The 21481-nt window shown below is 45.2% G+C and carries 19 protein-coding genes, 1 pseudogene and 1 other annotated feature; of the genes and pseudogenes, 11 read left to right on the forward strand and 9 right to left on the reverse strand.

Annotation, left to right across the window (positions count from 1 at the left end; translation table 11 throughout):
* Positions 1–32 precede the first annotated feature (32 nt).
* Positions 33–1220, forward strand: coding sequence for an SO2930 family diheme c-type cytochrome (locus AB4135_RS18695; protein WP_371994962.1), 1188 nt, complete (start codon positions 33–35; stop codon positions 1218–1220).
* 35 nt (positions 1221–1255) lie between these two features.
* Here the strand turns inward: AB4135_RS18695 and AB4135_RS18700 are convergent, their stop codons facing one another.
* The 3 genes from AB4135_RS18700 to AB4135_RS18710 all read right to left on the reverse strand — a co-directional run bounded on the left by AB4135_RS18700 (position 1256) and on the right by AB4135_RS18710 (position 6362).
* Complete coding sequence (locus AB4135_RS18700) at positions 1256–2302, reverse strand: helix-turn-helix domain-containing protein (RefSeq protein ID WP_371994963.1); 1047 nt, start codon at positions 2300–2302, stop codon at positions 1256–1258.
* Positions 2303–2436: 134 nt separating this feature from the next.
* A complete protein-coding gene (gene sohB / locus AB4135_RS18705; RefSeq protein ID WP_371994964.1) occupies positions 2437–3468 on the reverse strand; it encodes a protease SohB in 1032 nt (343 codons plus the stop codon).
* Positions 3469–3875: 407 nt separating this feature from the next.
* On the reverse strand, positions 3876–6362 hold the full coding sequence (locus AB4135_RS18710) for a VolA/Pla-1 family phospholipase (protein WP_371994965.1): 2487 nt from the start codon (positions 6360–6362) through the stop codon (positions 3876–3878).
* Between the two features lie 262 nt (positions 6363–6624).
* Between AB4135_RS18710 and AB4135_RS18715 the strand changes: the two genes are divergently transcribed.
* Positions 6625–7362, forward strand: coding sequence for a YciK family oxidoreductase (locus tag AB4135_RS18715; protein WP_371994966.1), 738 nt, complete (start codon positions 6625–6627; stop codon positions 7360–7362).
* A 67-nt stretch (positions 7363–7429) separates the two neighbouring features.
* On the opposite strand, the gene rluB is transcribed toward AB4135_RS18715, so the two are convergent.
* From rluB to rnm, 5 genes are all read right to left on the reverse strand, one after another.
* Positions 7430–8302: a 23S rRNA pseudouridine(2605) synthase RluB gene (rluB, locus tag AB4135_RS18720; protein WP_020912062.1), complete on the reverse strand. Its 873-nt coding sequence runs from the start codon at positions 8300–8302 to the stop codon at positions 7430–7432.
* Positions 8295–8891 carry an SMC-Scp complex subunit ScpB gene (gene scpB / locus AB4135_RS18725; RefSeq protein WP_371994967.1) on the reverse strand — a complete coding sequence of 199 codons (597 nt, stop codon included), beginning with the start codon at positions 8889–8891 and terminating at the stop codon, positions 8295–8297. The genes rluB and scpB overlap by 8 nt, the downstream gene beginning before the upstream one ends.
* A 14-nt stretch (positions 8892–8905) precedes the next feature.
* A complete protein-coding gene (locus tag AB4135_RS18730) occupies positions 8906–9694 on the reverse strand; it encodes a ScpA family protein (protein WP_371994968.1) in 789 nt (262 codons plus the stop codon).
* An 83-nt stretch (positions 9695–9777) separates the two neighbouring features.
* Entirely contained in the window at positions 9778–10398 is a 621-nt protein-coding gene (locus tag AB4135_RS18735) for an L-threonylcarbamoyladenylate synthase (protein WP_248975174.1), read from the reverse strand.
* A complete protein-coding gene (rnm, locus tag AB4135_RS18740) occupies positions 10395–11267 on the reverse strand; it encodes an RNase RNM (protein ID WP_371994969.1) in 873 nt (290 codons plus the stop codon). Before rnm ends, AB4135_RS18735 begins: the two co-directional genes overlap by 4 nt.
* Before the next feature lie 386 nt (positions 11268–11653).
* Positions 11654–11763, forward strand: a sequence feature (Trp leader region).
* Positions 11764–11884: 121 nt separating this feature from the next.
* Between rnm and AB4135_RS18745 the strand changes: the two genes are divergently transcribed.
* The 6 genes from AB4135_RS18745 to trpA all read left to right on the forward strand — a co-directional run bounded on the left by AB4135_RS18745 (position 11885) and on the right by trpA (position 18734).
* A complete protein-coding gene (locus tag AB4135_RS18745; protein WP_371994970.1) occupies positions 11885–13456 on the forward strand; it encodes an anthranilate synthase component 1 in 1572 nt (523 codons plus the stop codon).
* Positions 13453–14067, forward strand: a complete 615-nt coding sequence (locus AB4135_RS18750) for an aminodeoxychorismate/anthranilate synthase component II (protein WP_371994971.1) — start codon at positions 13453–13455, stop codon at positions 14065–14067. Before AB4135_RS18745 ends, AB4135_RS18750 begins: the two co-directional genes overlap by 4 nt.
* Complete coding sequence (gene trpD, locus AB4135_RS18755) at positions 14064–15116, forward strand: anthranilate phosphoribosyltransferase (protein WP_371994972.1); 1053 nt, start codon at positions 14064–14066, stop codon at positions 15114–15116. Before AB4135_RS18750 ends, trpD begins: the two co-directional genes overlap by 4 nt.
* Positions 15117–15190: 74 nt before the next feature.
* Positions 15191–16609 carry a bifunctional indole-3-glycerol-phosphate synthase TrpC/phosphoribosylanthranilate isomerase TrpF gene (gene trpCF, locus AB4135_RS18760; protein WP_371994981.1) on the forward strand — a complete coding sequence of 473 codons (1419 nt, stop codon included), beginning with the start codon at positions 15191–15193 and terminating at the stop codon, positions 16607–16609.
* Between the two features lie 105 nt (positions 16610–16714).
* Positions 16715–17932, forward strand: coding sequence for a tryptophan synthase subunit beta (gene trpB, locus AB4135_RS18765; RefSeq protein WP_371994973.1), 1218 nt, complete (start codon positions 16715–16717; stop codon positions 17930–17932).
* Positions 17925–18734 (forward strand): tryptophan synthase subunit alpha, encoded by an 810-nt coding sequence (gene trpA, locus AB4135_RS18770; RefSeq protein ID WP_371994974.1) that lies wholly within the window; start codon positions 17925–17927, stop codon positions 18732–18734. Before trpB ends, trpA begins: the two co-directional genes overlap by 8 nt.
* A gap of 103 nt (positions 18735–18837) precedes the next feature.
* On the opposite strand, the gene AB4135_RS18775 is transcribed toward trpA, so the two are convergent.
* Positions 18838–19794 (reverse strand): integron integrase, encoded by a 957-nt coding sequence (locus AB4135_RS18775; RefSeq protein ID WP_371994975.1) that lies wholly within the window; start codon positions 19792–19794, stop codon positions 18838–18840.
* Positions 19795–20232: 438 nt separating this feature from the next.
* Between AB4135_RS18775 and AB4135_RS18780 the strand changes: the two genes are divergently transcribed.
* The 3 genes and pseudogenes from AB4135_RS18780 (at position 20233) to AB4135_RS18790 (ending at position 21371) form a co-directional block, all read left to right on the forward strand.
* Positions 20233–20448, forward strand: coding sequence for a transposase zinc-binding domain-containing protein (locus tag AB4135_RS18780; RefSeq protein ID WP_371994976.1), 216 nt, complete (start codon positions 20233–20235; stop codon positions 20446–20448).
* A pseudogene (locus tag AB4135_RS18785) lies at positions 20427–20507 on the forward strand (hypothetical protein); the annotation flags it as partial. The gene AB4135_RS18780 and the pseudogene AB4135_RS18785, both read left to right, overlap by 22 nt.
* Before the next feature lie 135 nt (positions 20508–20642).
* Positions 20643–21371 carry a transposase gene (locus AB4135_RS18790; RefSeq protein ID WP_371994977.1) on the forward strand — a complete coding sequence of 243 codons (729 nt, stop codon included), beginning with the start codon at positions 20643–20645 and terminating at the stop codon, positions 21369–21371.
* The last annotated feature ends 110 nt before the right edge of the window (positions 21372–21481 follow it).

Here is a 21481-nt window from a genome sequence, read left to right on the forward strand (position 1 = left end):
GAGTGTTAACAAGTAAATTAATTGGGTAGCTTATGGATAAAATAGCAATATTCATTTTAATCTTGTCGTTAAGCGCGTGTGGTGGCTCAGATGATTCAACTGAGCAAGTTATTGACCAAACACCAACAACGCCAGATGTGCCAGTGACAGAGTCTCCAGTGTCAATATGCGACAATACCACGAGCGAAGTAAACTGGGATGCCTTAATGACTGAGGACTGCCAAAGCCTCTCCCAATATGGACTATTTGTTGACCCGAGTGTGCCGACATCAGATCCAGTAACACCAGGAATGGCTTACCAGTTATCAACGCAACTATTTTCTAATTACGCCAACAAACACCGCTTTATTTTCCTGCCGCAAGGCAAACAAATGAGTTACCACCCTAGCGCAACCTTTGAGATGCCAGTAGGCACTGTACTGGTGAAAACGTTCTCGCTGCCTTTCGATACTCAAGTCAGCGGCGCCAACAATGAAGTGCAACTAGAAACACGGCTACTCATTCATCGACAAGCTGGCTGGACTACCCTGCCTTATGTTTGGGATGGTGCAGAGGCGACACTGCAGCAAGCAGGTTTAGACGTGCCCCACAGCCTGAATAATCAAGGTGTGAAAGAGGTGTTCGATTACCACGTTCCTAGTCGGGCTGAGTGCAAAATATGCCATCAATCTACGCTCGGCAGTGATAATCAAACCGCGCTTATCAAGCCCATCGGTATAAAGGCCCACCTACTTAATCGTGATATCAATTATCAAGGCCAAAACATCAATCAGCTGCAACTTTGGCAACAACTCAATTTATTAAGTGACTTACCCACTCTCAGTGAAGTCGGGATAACTGCAGAGATAAACGATCAAAGTGCTTCATTAACAGTTCGAGCCAAGGGTTATCTTGATATTAACTGCGCTCATTGCCATAACGCAGATGGGTTTGCCAGCCTCTCGGGATTACGTCTTGGCTTTTATATTGATCATAGCAGCTATCAATATGGGATCTGTAAACAGCCTCCAGGTTGGGATGGTGGCGCCAAAGGCTTGTCTTATGACATCATTCCAGGTGATGGAGAACATTCCATCACTGTCTATCGTCAAGAGCTCAATCAAGCTAAAGACAGAATGCCGCCACTTGGTCGCGCAATAGTGCACCGTGAAGCTGTAGAAGTGATCAAGCAGTGGATAGATGCCATGCCGGCTGATCTGGGTAATTGCCAACACCTATAATAAGCAGTAAGCACCAGTAAAGCGGTTCATGTGGATCAGTTCAACGAGCCGCTTGCTTTATCTTTACCTCGATTAAGACGATGAAAATGCCCGGGAGGATGGCCAATCCAATGTTTAAAACTCTGCCTAAAATGGCTAACATCACCAAAGCCCATATAATCTGATATTGATTCAATCGAGTGTTCATTCGACAAGATAAGATCGATTGCCATTTGGCATCGAACTTGATCAACCAGCTTTTGATAACTGGTACCCGCGTTCGACAACCGACGTCTTAACGTGCGGCTACTGATATTTTGCCTCAATGCTACCGCATCCATACTCGGTAATTCTGGTGCACTTTCTCTTAGCTCAGCAAGAAGCTCTGATATATAAGAATGACTAGGGCCGACAGTATTACAGGGCTCAGCGGTAGCAACAGAAAAGGTAATGGGTAGACTTAACAACTGATGCTCTATAGACCATTCAAAAAACTCCGCATCAAAACGCACAGAGGCACCTGTGCATGAGGCTAAAAAGTTGCTACAGCGTTTAGGTTCAGCCAAAGCAATCTCTTTGACGTTCACCTCAATGCCAGTCAACTCTCGCGCAAAGGTCATCAAAGATGCAATACTGTGCTGAAACTGGCAACTGTATTTATCCACGTCAAGCTTGTTAGTATTAAGCCACCTAACCTTCAGTAATCCCCCCTCATTACGAATTAGCGTATCGGAAAAGCTACCAACAAGTTCGGGATGAGCGATAACAAACTCAAGGCATTCCCCTAAGGTTTTATAGGGTGTTAGATAATCCAGTAAAAAACCTAAGTCAGTAACTTGATAGTCACTCGCAGCCTTTGCGCCCACTTCAGGGTCTTGACTTAAATGCTGCAAGAAGGTCATAGCGTAATCGACTTGCCACACGTAAACGAATTGGCTATGCGCTAATTCATTTTCACCAACTCCGATCTCTTGGCACAGCTTCTCTACAACCTCTGAACCGAATTGTTTGTTTAAGTAGCTGAATAGGTTTCTCAATTCATAAGCGGGGTAAGATTGATCACCAACCATCAGGTGAGGTTTGTAGCTGCAAGCTTTATGCATTTTACTCCGCTAAATTAGTATGTTTCTAACTACATTTTTAGCGGATTTGGATGTTAATTAATAGCCTATATTTAAAATTAGATACAAAAAAACCTGCATCTGCAGGCTTTTTATCTTGTTTACTTTTGCGACAACTATTTAAGCGGCTGGTTCTTTTCTGCAAATTTGTTAAAAATTGCATTGAAAGACAAAGATGCACCATGGGCAATCTTATCAGACAGTTTCTTCTTAAGCTGGTAGCTCACTTTAACGACAGTGCGTTCGTTAGCAAGCTTTAGGATCACATCATCACTGGTAGCCACTTCATCAATCAAACCAAGCTCAATGGCTTGTTGACCATACCAATGCTCACCAGTAGCCACTTTAGCAATATCGAGTTCTGGTCTGTACTTAGAAATGAACTCTTTAAACAGCACATGTGTCTCTTCAAGCTCTTTTTGGAACTTTTCGCGCCCTTCATCAGTATTCTCACCAAAGATGGTCAGAGTGCGTTTGAAGTCACCTGCAGTATGCTGCTCATAATCAATATCATGCTTTTTAAGCAAGCGATTAAAGTTAGGCACTTGGGCAACGACGCCAATAGATCCGACGATAGCAAACGGCGCTGCGTACACCTTGTTTGCCACGCACGCCATCATGTAACCACCACTGGCAGCCACTTTATCGACACAGATTGATAATGGGATTTCGGCTTTCCTTAATCGGTCGAGCTGACTTGATGCCAAACCATAACCATGAACCATACCGCCACCACTTTCAACATTGACGATAACCTCATCGCCTTTGTCTGCAATAGTCAAAATCGCGCTTATCTCTTCACGTAAAGACGCGACTTCTCCCGCATCGATACTGCCCTTAAAATCGACCACGAATACTTTAGGATCGGCTTCAGGTTCTTTATTGTCTTTGTGCGCCTTTTCTTTTTCTTTCTCGTCAGCTTTTACTTTCTTCTCATAGGCTTTAAACGCTTTTTTAGATAACAGCTCTTCTTTGAGATCATGCTTAAGTGTTTTTAAGTCATCACTAATATTGGTGATTTTCAGCTCACCTTTTTCAGTTTTGTGTTTAATCGTTGATGCTAAAACCACAATCACAACAGCCAGAATTGACACGACTATCGTCACCGCTTTGGCTAAAAACAAGCCGTATTCGTACAAAAATTCCAAAATATTCTCCAACTAAATCGATTGTTGTTCTCATTTATACCAATTGCATTAAGTATTTGGCCAGTTCAGAGTCCCTCAGTCTTTTTAATTCAAAGCCCATTGGTAAAGAAATGGTTATCCCTTTTAAGCCAATACAAAGCAGAAGTGGAAGACTGAGGAGCTCATGTAGTGCGGGTTTCAAAACCCTGTATGCTTCGCTATGGGATTTGGATATAGAATAACGATTAGCTCAAATCCCACTACTTGCCTACAACGTTTTGAATTCCCGCTGAATGGTCAAACTTTTAATGCAATTGGTATTATTGCCCGCTATTCTAGCAGCCTATGTCGCAATTAAAAGTGTAATTAAAAAAGGCAATAAAAAACCCAGCAAAAGCTGGGTTTTTTAAGCTGTTAAACAGTCAATATTACATACAAGGTTGTACTACCATTTTCGCTGCGTCAGTGCCTACAACTAAACCTAGGTAAATAGTTGGGCTAACAGCATCTGGTAAACCAGCACTGTATGAGAAGAACGCTGCTTGGGTTTGCATCTCAACCGTAGCCACATCTTCCAGTCCATCAGTAATTCCCTCTTTCGGGCTAGGATCAATGATAGAGCTATGATGGCCTTTAGTGAAGCGAACCGCACCAGAACCCACTGTAGTTGAATCAACGCAGGCAAGACCTAAGTTTTCAATTAACGGCTCAGTGCCTGAAATTGGATAACCAGCAACGCGGTTAGGCAATACTTGGTCAGGCAAGCTGTTAGCACCATCACCAACCACTTCAATTAAGTGAATAGGCAAGCCCGTCGCTTTAAGCATCGCCGCATGGTTAATTGGGTCGGCACTGTCTACCGCTGTTTGCACTGCAAAGGCAAACGTTGGTAAGAATGCATCATAAACCGACTTAACCAGTGCATCGTACTCAGGCGTACCCACTTCATAGCCAAGATCTTTATTGGCTTCTTCAACCAATGCTAGGAATGTATCAGTCGTTACAATGTTGTCAAACAGCAACGGACCAAAAGTCGCTGAGCCAATAAAGGTGCCCGCAAATCCGCCTGATGGTGCAACCAGTGACGCAGCATTAAGGGCATAAACTGAACTTAAATCCGCGCCGCTTGGGTGGGTAAGTCCGGTACTTGCATAAGTCGCAAAATCAGTACCCACAATCGCACCAAGGCTTAAGCCTTGCGCGCTGATTTGATTATTATCAAATACTTGAGGTGCACCAAGCGCTGCAAGTTGCCCGGCATAACCCGTTAGCGCTGCACGCACTGCTAAATGATCAAAGGTTGCTTGGCGGAAATTATCACGGACACTCAAAGTACTCGCAATATTAATAAAGGCTAATGGGTTACCTAACGCAAATAGCTGCTCATCACCCACCACTGCACCGTAACTCGGATCAGAAGCCGATACGGTATATGCACCCGGAACCACCAAACCTTTACCAAATGAACGTGCGCCATGTAGCGGCATATCAATCGCCACTGTCGCGACACCGAGTTCGCCATAAGTACCAGCATAAGCAAAGGCCATCTCTTTACCACCACCAAGGCCATGAAGCGCCATCGTTGTTGGCCAGCCTGTTGCAGGAGCAGGCATAGCATTTGGCACAGTCATTTGTACTGGAACTAACTCGTAATTTTTAATCTGTGGAATAGGGTTGAACTTAGTTAAATGACGCGCCTTATCAGCTGGCGTACCATCATCTAAATTCCATAACTTACCTGCAAGCATGGTCGGGTCACCCAGCGCTGCAACTGGATCTTCAATGCCATTAGCAACAGCTTGTGCGAAGTAATTTTCTTGGCTCAGGGTACCCATTTGCAATGCCAGTAAAACAGAAACAGGGCTATCGTAAGCAGCCTTCCACATGCCATTAATCGTTGCATTACCATCTGCATCTAAACACTGAGTAGAAGAACAATCACCATAGACAGGTAGTTTAAGTTCAGCCTGCCAAACATTAACCTTGCTAGCACCTTCATAAGCTGGATGCTGTGGCGGCATCATTAATGCCTGTGCCAATGTGTAACCAGTATCTGTTGGTGGCACAGTAAATTCAGGTTGATAGCCAGGTTGACCTGCTATGAGCAACTTTGAAACTTCATAAACATCGGCAACTGACTGCGTGGTAAACAAACCAGAGTAACTTACTGACTCTGCATCTGGGCCACCCGCTGCCGCCATCCCTTTTTCATAGCTATTGACCGCCGCTTGCAACAATAATTGCTCAGGTGTTTCTAAAGGCTTAGTGTCGATATCGAGCTTAAGCAGTGTATAAGTTGCTGATGGTGCAATTGCACGACCCGCAGAATCTTGAACAAGGTTAGTTGTCGCATAGATATACGACTGTTTTGCTTTAAGCGGTTTAAGCGGCACAATCACGATATTGTTGCCAGAGGTTGTGGTGATAAAGTCAACGCCAAATTGCAGTTCTTCGCCCACTTTACAAGCAGAAATATCTGGTGCGCTGGTACACTCAGGATCAGACGATAATGCACCACCGACAGTGGCTTCATACATTCTCACCGCGCCAGGTTGTTCAACCGAAGACTTGCTCAGGGTTAATACCGTACCGTCATTATCGGTAGCCGGTGCAACTGCAATGGAAATAGGCGCAGTGGTAGACCAACCATCCAATGCACCAAGCGCCATAGATGGGTCAGTGTAGTCACTGCTACCGTCAGCCGCTTCATCAGGAATATTTAGTGTGCCATCGAGCGTGCCACTAAAAAGAATGTCATTAGGTAATGGTAGTTCACCGTTACCTGGATCAAACACCATAACTGATTGAGGGACCAATGGTTCCGTTTTGTCGACTAATTCGTTATAACTGTCTTCACTACAAGCGGTGAGACCCAATGCAGATGTGATTGCGACACCTAAAAAGAGCTTTTTCATCTTTTTTCCCCAAATCTTGTTGTAATAATTTTGTTTTCTCTTAGAAATTGGTCACAATAGTCAGCAATGTATGACCAATAGGGCTTATTGTTAGCCCTTAACTCAGTTCAAGTTAACGTAAAATTATTGACTTAGCTACATTTTTGTCACATTGCGTTACCGAATAACTGGATGAAAATTAATCGTTTGTTTAAAACAGCTGTTTACCATATCAGCGACTCTAGAAGTGACGGGCGTTTGAGCTCAGAGGAAGTATTAACTCATGTTGGAATATCAAGCTGCAAAAGATTTACTCAATGGCAAAGTTATATTGGTAACAGGTGCCGGTGACGGCATAGGAAAGACTGCAGCGCTAACATACGCGCAGCATGGCGCAACGGTGATTCTTTTAGGGAAAACAGTTAAAAAGCTTGAAGCTGTTTATGATCAAATTGAGCAAGCCGGTTATCCAAAACCAGCAATTGTCCCACTCGATTTAAAAGGTGCCACAGAGCAAAACTACCTCGATATGGCAGAAACCATTGAAGAGCAATTTGGTCGTTTAGATGGTTTATTGCATAACGCCAGCATGTTGGGTGTACTCGGACCGTTTGAACATATCACCATGAGTTCAGTTGAAGAGGTATTTAAAGTTAACGTGATTGCTGAAATTATGTTAACCAAAGCACTACTGCCCGTTATGCGTAAGTCTAAAAGCGCATCACTTATTTTTACTTCAAGCAGCGTTGGTCGCCAAGCGCGTTCATTCTGGGGCGAGTATGCAATGTCAAAATTTGCAACAGAAGGCATGATGCAAGCCATTGCACACGAGTATGAAGGCAGTAATATTCGTACTAACAGCATTAACCCTGGTGCAACCCGCACTGGTATGCGCGCCAATGCTTACCCTGCAGAAAACCCACAGTTACTCAAAAAAGCAGAAGAGATCATGCCAACCTACCTATACTTAATGGGTAAGGACTCGGCAGACATCAACGGCCAGCAACTTAACGCTCAGTAATCATAGAATAAACCCAAATAAAAAAGCCGCTAAACAGCGGCCTTTTTTGTTGCTATGCAATAACAGCTTATGAACGACTGCGGCTCGGCTTATTAGGCGTTGCTGTCGCTTTATGCTTACGTACTGCACGACGTATTTTCGCGCCACGTACTTTGGCGCGAGCAACACTGTGTTTATCAGTGCCTAAAATACTGCGAGTTTCCTCATCCATACCAGCGGTTTGACGCAAGTAGTTAACCTGTTCAATAGGCAATTCAATCCAACCGCCACGAGGCAAAGATTTCGGTAACTCAATCATGCCATAGCGAATACGAATAAGGCGGCTAACTTGCACCTCTTGAGATTCCCAAAGACGACGCACTTCGCGGTTACGGCCTTCAGCTAAGCTGACATGCCACCACTTGTTCATCCCTTCGCCACCGGCCGCTTTGACTTTATCAAAGCTGGCAGGACCATCTTCCAAGGTCACGCCCATACGTAAACGCTGGATACACGCGTCATTCACTTCACCAAAAGTACGTACCGCGTATTCACGCTCAACTTCATTTGATGGGTGCATTAAACGGTTAGCTAATTCACCATCAGAGGTAAATAACAACAAACCAGAGGTGTTAATATCCAGACGCCCTACTGCAACCCAACGTGAATCACGAGTTTTAGGCAAGCGGTCAAATACTGTAGGTCGACCCTCAGGGTCTTTACGGCTACAGATCTCACCTTCTGGTTTATGGTAAGCAATAACGCGACAAACCACATCTTCTTCAGACTTTATCGAAATGGCGCGTCCATCGATACGCACTTTGACATCTGATTCAACGCGATCGCCAAGACTTGCGATTTCACCGTCAACACTAATTCGACCTGCAGCAATCCATGCCTCCATCTCACGACGGGAGCCATGGCCTGCTCGGGCCAAGACTTTCTGCAATTTTTCACTCATTAGTAGACTCTTCTATTTTTTCGGGTGCACTCTTCACTGTCGAAAAAAGTGCATCCAATGATTCGGGATCTGACAGCGACGGAAGATCCGTGATGCTGTCCAGCCCAAAGTATGACAAAAACTCAGTGGTCGTTGCATAAAGCGCCGGTCTCCCCGGTACCTCTTTATGCCCCACGACTTTAATCCAATTTCTGTCGTTTAAACTCTTAATTATTTGACTGCTAATGGCCACGCCTCGAACAAACTCAATGTCACCTCTAGTAACAGGTTGTCGATAGGCTATCACCGCCAATGTTTCAATGGTTGCGCGCGAGTATTTAGGCGCTTTTTCTTGCCATAACGGTTGTAAGTATTGGCTCAGTTCAGAAATAGTCTGAAAACGATAGCCACCAGCCACTTTAATCAGCTCTACCCCACGTCCTTGATAATCTTGCTGCAGCTCCTCAATCGAAGCCTTAATTTTAGCTCTGGACACAGTAAAATCTGCAAGTACTGTTTCTTTAAGCGCCTTAATCGTCATTGGCTTTGCCAACACGAAAAGGCTCGCTTCAATTAATTGCTTTAGCTGCTCTGGATTAATCTGTGACAACGAAATAGATCCTATCAGTACGCTCTAACATGTATAGTCGAAAAAGGTTCAGCTTGTACCAGTTCCACCAACAATTCTTTCACCAATTCCATTAACGCTAAGAAACTCACCACAACGCCACTACGTCCCTCTTCAAAATCAAACAAAGCTTCAAAAGGCAAATAGGTTTGTGCGTTTAGCTTGGCCAAAATTTGTGTCATTCGCTCTCGAGTGGAAAGTACCTCACGAACAACATGATGACTTTCAGTCGCTTCAATACGTTTAAGTACTGAAGAGAAAGCACGTGCAATCTCGGTCAATGAAACTTCAGGAGGTAATAATTCAGGCTTTATATTGGCTGCTGGAACCGCTTTTGCTTGAAATATGTCCCGCTCCATTCGCGGCAGAACATCTAACTTTTCCTGCGCATCTTTAATCACTTCATAGGCTTTTAGCTGACGGATTAACTGCGCACGAGGATCTTCTTCATCCTCATGCTCTACATCAGGTTTTGGCAGTAATAACCGAGACTTAATCTCGGCTAGAGTCGCTGCCATGACCAAATAATCAGCCGCTAATTCAACTTTGGCACCTTGCAGTAGATTGACGTACTCTAAATATTGTTGCGTTATCGCAAATATAGGAAGGTCAACCACATCAAGCTTTTGTTTACGAATAAGATAAAGCAGCAGATCCAGCGGCCCTTCAAAAGACTCTAGAAACACTTCTAACGCTTCGGGGGGAATAAAAAGATCCTTCGGCATCACCTTTACAGGTTCGCCTTGCACCATGGCTAAAGGCAATTTTTGTACAATTCCCTCCATCCTTCTACCCACTCTATTTCGCAAACGCGCGATTATACCTGTAAACAACTATTGTTTAAAGTGATTATCGTTAAGCGATATGGCTATAGAAAAGGACTCACATCCCCTGCGCCTTCACGGATCACCTCAATGTCACCTTCTGACATATCGATAACCGTTGTTGGCTTCTCACCTAAGTAACCGCCATGAATAATCAAATCAACCTGATGTTCCAAAACGTCGCGAATATGCTCAGGATCAGACTCGGTAAACTCTTCACCCGGCAAGATTAAACTGGTCGACATCAATGGAGCATCAAGTGCTTCTAACAGCGCTAATGCAATCACGTTATCCGGTACACGAATACCAATGGTTTTCTTCTTAGGGTTTTGTAATCGTTTAGGTACCTCTTTAGAGGCTTTAAAGATAAACGTATATGGTCCTGGCGTATTGTGCTTTAGCACGCGGTAAGCTTGGTTATCAACCCGAGCATAGGTCGCCAGCTCAGATTGATCGCGACACATCAAAGAAAAGTTATGGTCGTTATCTATCTGTCTGATGCGAGCAATTCTACTCATTGCATCTTTGTCGCCCAATAAACATCCTAAGGCATAACCTGAGTCTGTTGGATAAACAATAACGCCACCCTGTTGAATAACATTTACCGCTTGGCTAATTAAGCGTGCTTGAGGGTTTTCCTCATGCACATAAAAAAACTGGCTCATTGTGCTTCCTTCCATTTATCTGACTGCCAAACCCAGTTAACGCCTTGGGGTTGGAACATATTCTTACCAAGCTCTATCCAGCTTCCTGGAAAATGAAAATCACTTCCTAGTGAGCACATTAAATTATTCAGCACAGTAAGTGCTATTAGGTTATTTCTGTCATCAATCGTTTGCTGACCTAGCACGACCTCAATAGCGTCACCACCGGCTTCTTTAAACTCGCGCACTAAACGCTTAAGCCATTTGGCTGATAACTTATAGCCGCTAGGGTGAGCCAGAACAGCAACGCCGCCCGCTTGATGGATAATATCAATCGCGCTGGCCATATCGCCCCAATTGTTAGGCGCATACCCTGTTTTTCCACGTGCCAAATACTTCTTAAACACATTGGCGGTGGTGGTGGCATAACCCTTTTCTGCCAACCAACGTGCATAATGGCCACGGCTAATCGCAGCATCACCAGCATAGAATTTGGCGCCTTCGTATGCGCCCTCTATACCTGCTTTTGCAAGACGTTCACCAATTTCAAAGGCTCGGGTTGCTCTTAATTCACGTTGACGTGTTAAGAATTCAGCCATCGGTTGGTTATCAATATCGATATTGAGCGCTACGATATGAATATCGAAGCTATTCCAGCGAGTTGAAATTTCAACCCCGTTGATGAGTTCCAGCGGGGTTGCATGGTTATTATTGTATTGGTGCGCTTCAGCTAAACCATCAGTCGTGTCGTGGTCGGTAATAGCAAAAACTTGCACGCCTTTGCTGATGGCACGTTCAATCAGTTCTGCTGGGGTAAGTTGGCCGTCTGATGCGGTGGTATGGCTATGTAGATCAACCAGTTTTACTTCATTAATATTTTCATCTTTCATCCCCTTATAATACTTGAGTTTAACCTTGAAAGGGGATTTAAATAGCCACTTTGTAATCAGTTTAGTTAATAATCCTAACGAAACCGTGTTAGATGTTATCAACTGCAGCGATACTCGCCTTTTTAAAGCGCTACAAAGCAGGTTATTTTTAACGATCACTTTTACAAGTGCCGACACATTTAGCTGCGTTATGTGAACAAAGCATGATGAGTTCACATAAATTTTACGCTAACGGCCCCCGATATCGGCCATATGTGCTTTTTTCATTATCTTTTCTCAAAAAGAGTAATATTCAATTGACAGCCTTTGTCTGCAAATGTTTTTATATAGCCACGACAACAAACATGATTGAACGTTAAATGACACAGTTTACAACTTTCCAAAACATTAATTGGTGGTGGCACTTCCCAAATTAGCGGGTGGTGTGAAATTCTGTGCTCAATCAGTTTGAGACAAAATTCAACAAAAAAGCCCGCACAATTGCGGGCTTTTTTGTATCTAATTTTTTAGCAGTAGAATTTGATACAAAACCCACAAGCAGCAGGCTCTTGATTTTAAAGTATTAAAAAGAGATATAACAATGAACAACCCATTATTACCTACGGCAGGAGCTTAGCATGGCAGTAAATTCTATCGCTAAAGTTGTGACGAATAAGCAGTCGCTCGCTTACCATGACGATCCGCTGCGCTTGTATCAGCATGTGACCAACGACGCGCCACATACTATGTTATTAGAGTCTGCAGAAATAGAAAGCAAAGACCATCTTAAAAGCATTATTTTGACCCACGCAGCCATGATGATCCGCTGTGATGGTTACCAATTAACTTTTACCGCTTTCACCGATAACGGCCAAACGCTACTCGCACCAATCAAAGCCTTTTTCGCCGAGCACTTTGCCGATGTTGAATTTGAGCATGTCTCTACTAGCGCGTTAACGGTTAAGCTTTGCAAAGACAGTACCCAGCTCGATGAAGATGCGCGCTTAAAAGCCACCTCGCCACTCGATGGCCTGCGTATGCTGGTGCAGCATATTCGTTGCAGCGATACCCCCGCTTTTGAAGATCTGTTTCTTGGTGGCGTATTGTCTTACGATCTTATCGATACTGTTGAGCCACTGCCTTCAGTCCCTGAAGGCGACAATAGCTGCCCAGACTACCTGTTCTACCTCGCCGAAACGCTGATTTTAGTTGATCACCAGCAGCAAAGTGCCGACATTATTACCCACCTGTTTGCACCAGCCAATGCTGCAATAGCAAACAAGCTTGCTGCGCGTATGGCTGAGTTACAACAAAGCTGCACCACACTCACTGCTATCCCAGATCTCAAAACTGTTGATGCCAACACTCAAGTCAACATATCCGATAGCGAGTTTAAGCAAACGGTTAATGATTTAAAGCAGCACATTGTTGCAGGTGATATCTTCCAAGTGGTGCCATCACGAAGCTTCAGCCTACCCTGCCCCAATACACTCGGCGCATATCGTGCACTTAGGCTGACCAACCCAAGCCCTTACATGTTTTACTTTAGAGGTGAAGGTTTTACGCTATTTGGCGCTTCACCTGAAAGTGCACTTAAATATGAAGCAAGCACTAATCAAGTTGAGATCTACCCTATCGCTGGTACCCGTAAGCGCGGCAAGACAGCAAGCGGTGAGATTGACTTTGACCTTGATAGCCGCAACGAACTCGAGCTTCGGTTAGATAAAAAGGAGCTGTCCGAGCACATCATGTTAGTTGATTTGGCTCGAAATGATGTAGCCCGCATCAGCCAAAGTGGCACGAGAAAAGTCCCTGAGCTATTAAAGGTAGATCGTTACTCCCACGTCATGCACCTTGTTAGCCGTGTCACCGGTCAGCTTAGAACCGATTTAGATGCACTGCATGCTTATCAAGCTTGTATGAACATGGGTACATTAACCGGAGCGCCAAAAGTGAGCGCGGCGCAGCTTATTCGCGGCGCCGAAAAAACTCGCCGCGGCAGCTACGGCGGCGCGGTTGGCTACCTCAACGGTTTAGGCGATATGGATACCTGTATTGTTATACGCTCAGCCTTTGTCAGAAACGGCACCGCCTTTATCCAAGCAGGCGCTGGTGTGGTGTTTGACTCCGATCCGCAAGCTGAGGCCGATGAAACCAGACAAAAAGCCCAAGCCGTCATTTCAGCCATTAAGATGGGAGGTGGATTATGAAAATCTATCTACTCGATAACTTTGACTCGTTCACCTATAACCTTGTCGACCAATTTCGCAGCCTAGGCTATGAAGTTATTATCTATCGCAACGATGTCGATGCCGACTTTATTGCTGACAAGTTACTCAACGAAACCACGCCTGCGGCATTAGTGTTATCACCAGGTCCTGGTGCGCCTCACGAAGCTGGCTCGCTAATGAGCTTAATCAGCAAAGTGGCAGGTAAAGTCCCCATGTTGGGGATCTGTTTAGGACATCAAGCGTTAGTTGAGCACTATGGCGGTAAAGTCGAGCGTGCCCAGCAAGTGGTGCATGGCAAAGCCAGTCCTACCATTCACAATGGACAAGATATTTTTGCTAACCTGCCCTCGCCTTTGCCTGTTGCTCGTTATCACAGTCTTGTGGCAACACTCGTTCCAGCATGTTTAGAGGTGATAGCGACGACTGAAGATATGCCAATGGCGATAATACACCGCCAAGATAAAGCGGTCGGCTTTCAATTTCACCCAGAATCGATTCTCACCACCCTTGGCAGTCAGTTATTAGTGCAGTCACTGGAATACTTGGCACAATCACTCGCCCAGCAAGACGTAAAAGGACAAACATCATGAGCCAACCTACTGAAAATGCCCTACTGCTTGAGTCACTTTACCGAGGTGAGAGCTTAAGCCGGCAAGATGCTAAAACACTGGTTAGCGCTATCATTCAAGGTGAAATGGATCAAATCACCATGGCTGGGATGTTGGTTGCGATGAAAATGCGCGGCGAAACCATTGATGAAATATCAGGTGCTGCAGATGCACTTAGAGCCGCAGCCAAACCCTTTCCAGATGCAAGTGAAGCAACTGTCGCCCAAGGAATCGTTGATATTGTTGGCACCGGCGGCGACGGTCATAACACCATTAATATCTCTACTACCGCCGCCTTTGTCGCCGCCGCGGCTGGGGCTAAAGTGGCCAAACATGGTAACCGCAGCGTGTCGAGTAAATCAGGCTCATCTGATCTACTCGCGCAGTTTGGTATCGATTTAACCATGGCGCCAGAAATCGCCCGAGATTGTCTTGATAACTTAGGCTTATGCTTTTTATTTGCGCCGCACTACCATGGCGGTGTGGCTCACGCAGTACCTGTGCGCCAAGCACTCAAAACACGTACCTTATTTAATGTACTTGGGCCGTTGATTAATCCATCTCATCCTGACTTTATGCTATTAGGTGTTTACAGCCCCGAGCTTGTTGCACCTATCGCACAAGTCGTCAAAGCACTCGGCATAAAACGCGCAATGGTCGTCCATGGCAGTGGTCTTGATGAAGTCGCCCTGCATGGCGATACTTTAGTGCACGAACTAAAAGATGGCCAAATTAGTGAGTACCGCATCACTCCTGCAGATTTAGGCGTAGCAGAAGCAAAGTTGACCGACCTTGAAGGTGGTGCACCAGAAGAGAACGCCGAATTTACCCGTGCGATACTGCAAGGTAGAGGCACTACGGCACATATGAATGCTGTCGCCATTAACGCAGGTTGCGCCTTGTATGTGGCCGGTGTCGTGGATTCAGTAAAAGCGGGTACAGCATTAGCGCTGGCGACCATTGAAAGCGGTAAAGCCTACCCATTGCTGACGGCCCTCGCCGATGCTAGCCAAGCAGCAAAAGGAGCCTAGTTGTGAGTAATGAAGCGCATATTAAAGCCAGTACTCAAGCAAGAGACATTCATACCGATCTAAGAGAAGCACCAATGGCCAGTGACACCCAAGCGAAAGAGAGCAATGTGCTCACTAAAATTGTTGATACTAAAGCCGCTCACATGGCAGCACTAAAGCTGCGCTTTCCAGAAGAGAGCTTATCACCTAAGCAGTCTGATAGAAGTTTGTATGATGCACTAAAAGCGCCCAATGCAGGCTTTATCTTAGAGTGTAAAAAAGCCAGCCCATCAAAAGGGTTAATCAGAGACGTATTTGATGTCGATGCTATCGCCGATGTATACAACCATTACGCTGCGGGGATCTCAGTGCTCACCGATGAGCAGTTTTTCCAAGGCGATATGGACTATATTCCAAGAGTTCGCGCCCGAGTCAAGCAGCCTATTTTGTGTAAAGACTTCTTCGTCGATACGTACCAAATCAAACTCGCAGCGCACCAAGGTGCAGACGCCATTTTGCTGATGCTTTCAGTGCTTGACGATAGTCAGTACCAAAGGCTCGCAGAAGAAGCGGCTAAATATCAGTTAGATATTTTAACCGAAGTCAGCAACGAAGCAGAATTGACCCGCGCTATTGCGCTAAATGCCGCCATCATCGGCATTAACAACCGCAACCTACGCGACTTGTCGACCGATCTCGCCACCACCGAAGCCTTAGCGCCGCATATTCCGGCAGACAGAGTCGTGATCAGTGAATCGGGGATCTACAATCAAGCGCAAGTGCGTCGGTTAGCACCATTAGTCGACGGCTTTTTGGTTGGCAGTTCATTAATGGCTGAAGAGGATCTAGACTTAGCCTGCAGAACATTAACCTTGGGCCACAATAAAGTCTGCGGCTTAACCCGCCTCGAAGACTTGATTGAAGTGGCAAAACAAGGTGCAGTCTATGGCGGACTTATTTTTGCACAAAAATCGCCACGAGCAGTGACCAAGGCACAAGCCGTTGAATTGGTGACAGCATTAAATGCCACAACTTATAAGCTTAACTTAGTGGGCGTTTTTGTTAACGAAAATAGTGATGAAATTGCCGCAATTGCAAAGCAATTAGGTCTTTATGCGGTGCAACTGCACGGCAGTGAAACCTCGCTTGAAATTGACACACTAAAACAGGCATTGATAAAACAAAACAGTCAATGCCAAGTTTGGAAAGCCGTGGCTATTGATAGCAGCACTAACAATGTCGAGCTTAACGTACCGAAAAATGCCGACCGCATCTTGTTTGACAGTAAAAGCGATGGTCAATTTGGCGGCACAGGCCAAGCCTTTGATTGGCAACAGTCACTCCCTAATCGCAGCGACGCACTGCTCGCTGGCGGCTTAAGTGCAGATAATGCTAAGCAAGCAGCTAGCCAAGGGTTCTACGGGCTCGACTTTAACAGCGGCCTCGAGCAAAGCCCTGGCGTTAAAGATCATCAACTGATCAGCCAAACTTTTGCCAAGTTGCGTCAATACTAGATAAAGCACTATTTACGGTACTCGTTACCGTACAAATGAATCGAATCCCACGCGATGCTAATAACCTTAGCATCGCGTTAGAAATGAAAGATAAAGGACCATATTATGAGTAAGTTAAACCCCTACTTTGGGGAATACGGCGGCATGTACGTACCACAAATTTTAATGCCTGCATTAAAACAGCTAGAAACAGCCTTTATCGAAGCGCAACAAGATGAAGCGTTTCAAAAAGAGTTTACCGACCTACTAAAGAACTATGCCGGTCGTCCAACAGCACTCACGCTCACCCGTAATCTTAGCCCAAACCCACTGGCTAAGATCTACCTAAAACGTGAAGACTTGCTCCACGGCGGCGCGCACAAAACCAACCAAGTATTAGGCCAAGCCTTACTCGCTAAACGCATGGGTAAGAAAGAGATCATCGCCGAAACCGGCGCTGGCCAACACGGTGTAGCCACCGCCCTTGCTTGTGCGCTGCTCGACTTAAAATGCAAAGTGTATATGGGCGCCAAAGATGTTGAACGCCAGTCACCTAACGTTTTTAGAATGAAACTAATGGGCGCAGAAGTTATTCCTGTGACTTCAGGTTCTGCCACTCTAAAAGATGCCTGTAATGAAGCGATGCGTGATTGGTCTGCCAGTTACGATAAAGCGCACTACCTGTTAGGCACCGCAGCTGGACCACACCCATTCCCAACGATTGTGCGTGAATTTCAGCGCATGATTGGCGCAGAAACTAAGCAGCAGATCCTCGAGCGTGAAGGTCGCCTGCCCGATGCCGTTATCGCCTGTGTCGGCGGAGGCTCAAATGCTATCGGTATGTTCGCCGACTTCATCGATGAAGAGGAAGTGGCATTAATTGGGGTTGAACCTGCGGGTAAAGGTATCGATACCCCAATGCATGGCGCGCCGTTAAAGCATGGTAAAACTGGCATATTCTTTGGTATGAAAGCGCCATTGATGCAAGACAGCGAGGGTCAGATTGAAGAGTCTTACTCTGTATCTGCAGGGCTCGACTTCCCATCTGTTGGACCGCAGCATGCACACCTTGCCGCAACCGGTCGTGCAACTTATGAGTCAGCAACCGATGATGAAGCACTAGAAACCTTCCAACTGTTAGCTCGTAGCGAAGGCATTATTCCCGCGCTAGAGTCAGCGCACGCCCTTGCCTACGCTGTCAAACTTGCCAAAGCAGCCACCAAAGAAACCTTACTAGTGGTTAATCTATCGGGCCGTGGTGACAAAGATATTTTCACCGTAGCTGACATTTTAGAAAAGCAGCAAGCAGACAACTCAACAACGCAGGAGAGTGGCAATGAGTAATCGTTATCAGGCAGCCTTTGCCGCACTAGATGAGAAAAACCAAGGCGCATTTGTTCCTTTTGTCACTTTAGGCGATCCGTCTCCTGAACTGTCTTTGAAGATAATCGACACCCTAGTCGAAAATGGCGCCGATGCGCTAGAGCTTGGCTTCCCCTTTTCTGATCCGCTGGCTGACGGCCCGGTGATCCAAGGTGCCAACCTGCGCTCACTCGCCGCAGGGACAACGCCGTCGCAATGCTTCGACATGCTGAGCGCTGTGCGCGCTAAATACCCAGAGTTACCGATTGGTTTGCTGCTTTACGCCAACCTGGTTTACGCGAATGGGATTGACGTATTTTATGCCAGAGCGCAAGCCGCAGGCGTTGACTCAGTACTTATCGCCGATGTGCCCGTTGAAGAAGCTGAGCCATTCATTGCATCGGCAAAAGCGCATAACGTCGCACCGATATTTATTGCACCGCCCAATGCCGACAGCGAAACATTACAACTTGTCAGCGATAAAGGTGAAGGTTATACCTACCTGTTATCGCGCGCAGGCGTGACCGGCACAGAATCAAAAGCCGGTATGCCAATCACTGATATTCTAAACCGCCTAAAAGAGTTTAATGGTGCGCCGCCGCTACTGGGCTTTGGTATTGCAGAGCCTAAACAGGTGAAAGCCGCCATTGATGCAGGGGCAGCAGGCGCGATTTCAGGCTCAGCGGTGGTTAAAATCATTGATGCCAACAAAGACAATGAAGCGCAGCTGCTTAACGCACTCGCAGAGTTTACTCGTAATATGAAGGCTGCGACGGCAAGGTAACAGCAAATACCTAACGACTAACGTCTAGGTCCCCTCTCCGCGCAACAGCAAGCACGGCTGCTCAATATCGGCCGTGCTTTTTAATGTTTAATTTTCAAAATGTTTACGCGTCGAACGGACTCACTACACCACTGGTATGAGTACCAATAACATGAGTATAAATTTGTGTTGTTTTAATATCTGTGTGACCTAATAACTCCTGAATCGTTCGCAAGTCATAGCCTTTTCTCAATAATGCTGTCGCAAATGAGTGCCTAAACGTATGCGCTGTAACGCGCTTATCAATTGCCGCTTGCTTCGTCGCGAGACGTAATGCTTTTGAAAATGCCGTAGGGTGAATATGGTGCCGACAAATATAGTCATCACTAGGATGAAGACACCGTCGACTTGCGGGGAAGACAAACTGCCAATGAAATTTTTTAGCACTGTTTCGGTATTTTTTAATCAGAGATATTGGTAAGGAAGCTAGGCCAAACCCCGCCCTAAGATCGCTATTGTGAACTGATTTAACGGATTCAATTTGAGCTTTTAACGGTAATATAAGTTCACTAGGCAGAATACAAACCCTGTCCTTATTACCTTTACCTTGATGAACAAAAATGGACTTCTCAGTTAGATCAATATCTTTTACTCTTAACCGCAGCGCTTCCTTTAACCTAAGTCCTGATCCAAACAGGATCCCGGCTATTAAATAATGGTAGCCATACAATTGACTGATGATTTGTTTAGCTTCTTCCGCAGAAAGTACTTGGGGTATACGTTTTGGTGCTTTTGCATAGGGAAAATCTAGCCCAGCTGTATCCATCTTTAGTACGAAACGACAAGCAAAAACAAGCGCACATAGTGCTTGTTTTTGTGTGCTTGCCGAAACATTGCACTGCTCAGCGATATAACATAAGAACTGACCAATTTTTGAGGCCGAAATCTCTGAACCATGGCTGATCTGACAGTAGTTAATGAAATATCGATTCCAGTACAGATATGACTTCTCAGTTTGATAGCTGTAGTGACGCACTCTTATTTCAGTTCTGATAGCACTAATGTAACCGGATTCTTTCATAGTTACCCCAAAAATATACTGTATGGATATACAGGTATAATTGAAAGTGACCCAAAACACCAATTATTGCGCAAATAAAGATGCCAAAAACAGCGCTGCCAGGCATCGATAATTTTTTAAAATTTAAAAAAACCGATAAAAATCAAAACTATAGAAAATGTAAAAAAGTGATACACGGACCCATTGAACACCCTAGGCTCTCTTTCTCCTATGCCAACAAGGCAGCTTCTATCACTTCAACGTAGAAATTTTCTATTTACAGCAATGCTTTAGCAGTGATAACTTGTTCAAAAATTAACTAGTTGCCGAGAACGTTATCGAGCGACTAATGAATAAGCTGTTGGACATGCCGGACGGAGTCCGGAGAAGGTTCCTATCCGTTATTTCCCCATTTAAATGACACTGGTTTTTTATACAGTATAGTCTACATTTATTGCTATGACGCAATATTCCTTACAACAACTTTTCACTCAATATCTACCCGAACATTTCGGGATTAAGTTGCCGCGCTATCAACACAAAGCTATCGACGCAATCACGGCCTGCCGGACGCAAAAAATGGGCAGTCACGGGCAATATTGTGAACAAGGCCATTTATGTGGTGTGTTCTATAACTCCGTAGACACCGAGGTTGCCCGCAATGCCAATCAGTAAAACGCGAGCAGTGGCTTACCGATTGGTCTGCTCGATTACTTGATACTCAACACCATCATTGGATCTTTACTTGTCCTCATGAGCTTTTGCCACTTTGGCGCTTCAATCGTGCTTGGTTTCAAGGTGTATTGTTCAGCAGTGTGGCTGAAACATTAAAAACCCTCCTCTGCGATAAACGACATTTAGGTGTACAGGTGGGGTTCTTACTTGCCCTGCATACTTGGGGGCGAAATTTAAGTGATCACCCACATATACATTGCTTAATAAGTCATGGAGGACTCGATGAACAGAAGAAATGGCGACAACCGCGCAGTAAACATTTATTACCCGCTGAAATAGTGAAGCGAATGTTTAGGGGAAAATTGATTGCAAAATTGAAAGTGGCGATCGACGAAGGTAAGGTTTCGTTGCCAAATGCTCAGAGCACAACAACACTAATCAATTTGCTTAATAAATTAGGCAGAGTTAAATGGCAGGTTTACGCGTGTAAGCCTTACAGCCATGGCTTTGGAGTGGCAAAATATTTAGCGCGCTACTTACGTGGCGGAGCACTGAAAAACCACCAAATATTAGGGATAAAAGCGGAACAGGTGCTATTTAAGTATCGCGATCACCGCACTCATAAAATGGTCAGAAGTCGGTATGCTATCGCGGATTTTGAACGGCAGATTTTACGTCACCTACCGCTCCCTAACCAACAGATGATCCGCTATTACGGATTTTACCACCCCAGTCAGTTAGTCCGCTTGAATCAAGCGAGGCAAGCACTAGGGCAAGCTGATTATAAAATGCCAAGCTTACCAGACTGGCAAGCCGTGATGGATAAATATGGCTTGTCGATAGATTGTGTGATTTGTGCGGAATTAAGAAGTACGAGTTTGACGTCTTCATTGGAAGAATTAAAAACAAGTCAACAAGACTGAGAGCAGTGGGAGAGAGACCTGTGATTGACGGGTGGCATTGCCGTGGGAGATGAAAAATTTTTGTTATAAAACAGGGTTGTAAATGGAGCTGGTTAAGGTAATCTACTGGG

The sequence above is a fragment of the Shewanella sp. 10N.286.54.B9 genome (genome assembly GCF_041468565.1).
GTDB lineage: Bacteria > Pseudomonadota > Gammaproteobacteria > Enterobacterales > Shewanellaceae > Shewanella.